2 protein-coding genes are annotated in these 1,297 nt (G+C 31.1%); both read right to left on the bottom strand.

From position 1 onward, the window contains the following. Window positions 1-246: 246 nt before the first annotated feature. Window positions 247-693: a UPF0158 family protein gene (locus ACVCZW_RS03680; protein WP_452231672.1), complete on the bottom strand. Its 447-nt coding sequence runs from the start codon at window positions 691-693 to the stop codon at window positions 247-249. Continuing rightward, a complete protein-coding gene (locus tag ACVCZW_RS03685) occupies window positions 686-1,030 on the bottom strand; it encodes a DUF3024 domain-containing protein (protein ID WP_267149567.1) in 345 nt (114 codons plus the stop codon). Before ACVCZW_RS03685 ends, ACVCZW_RS03680 begins: the two co-directional genes overlap by 8 nt. Between the last annotated feature and the right edge of the window lie 267 nt (window positions 1,031-1,297).

A 1,297-nucleotide genomic window follows, 5' to 3' on the forward strand; every position in this document is an offset into this window, starting at 1 on the left:
CTTAGTTTATAAAATCAAACAGAATCCAATCCGTAACGTTTTTCAGATTACATTATTCATCTGAGTAATTATTCCCTTGTTGGAAGTTCAGACTTATAGATTTTCCAATAATTTTTGTTGGTGAGTAACTTATAGATAACGGTTTTGTATATGGTTTGTTGCGTGTTTCAGCACCTAATTTAGCAAATAAAAACCGAATAGAAAATCCGCGAGGGTTTTCGTAAGCAGGCAAGAACTAGCCATAAATTATATACGGTGTTGTGCGCTGGCTTTTCCGCTATCTAATTGATTTTCTACTATTTTTTCCAACTCACTTTTCTTAAATTCAAACCAACTTTGTCTAAATTCAGAATGCTCAATTTTATGCTTAAAACTCTGAAATGGCTTTTTATTTGCTAAAACATTTTGCAATTCCGTCTTTAGATTTTGGTCAGATAATTGCTCAGCAAAAAGCTCCATAATTTTAAACGACTCAAAACTTTCTAAAGTCTCAAATTTTATAAAATCCGTTTTATGTTTTTCTACTTTTTCTAAACTGTCACTAAAAGCTTCTTTAAAATCTTCCTCGTCCGAAAATTGGGCAAAATTAGGAATTGCAACAATTTCGTCAGTTTTAGAATTGTAATAACAGTCAAATCCGCAATCTAATTCTTGCGCTATTTGTTTAACGATATGTTGTTTTATATTATCCAAAAAAACAAGCGTGTTTATCTTCTTTTATTATTTCTATTATTTTATCTAAATGAGTAGATTCGGGAAACGGTTCGTAAATCTCCCATTTTCCACTTGCTCGCATCCAATATAGATTCCATTCTTTTCGGGACTTATAGTATCGGATTTTTGCAAAGTCAAGCTGTTGTTTCTTATTAGCATCGTTCCAATCTGGTCTTATTTCAAATAATATTACAACTTTTCCATCAAAAGAATATCCAATATCTACTTGTTCTCGAATTTCAAGATTTTCAGGTCGTAGCGATTCCACATAATTTTTTATAGTAGATTCATTTATATCAATTGTACTGTTTGTCATTTAGTTACGGTGTTTTTTTAGCTTGCGCACAACGGTCTTGTATATGATTAGTGGCGTGTTTCAGCACCTAATTTAGCAAATAAAAACCGAATAGAAAATCTGCAAAGATTTTCGTAAGCAAGCTAAAACTAGCCATTAATTATATACGTTGTTATCTATAGGTCTTTTCATAGTTAGCCAGAGTTCAGATGTTTAAAATTTTATATAAATATAATTTAGGAATTCTGATTTTAGCTACGGTTTAAGCGCAATGATACATTTCTACTG

This window comes from Lacinutrix sp. MEBiC02595 (genome assembly GCF_053601555.1).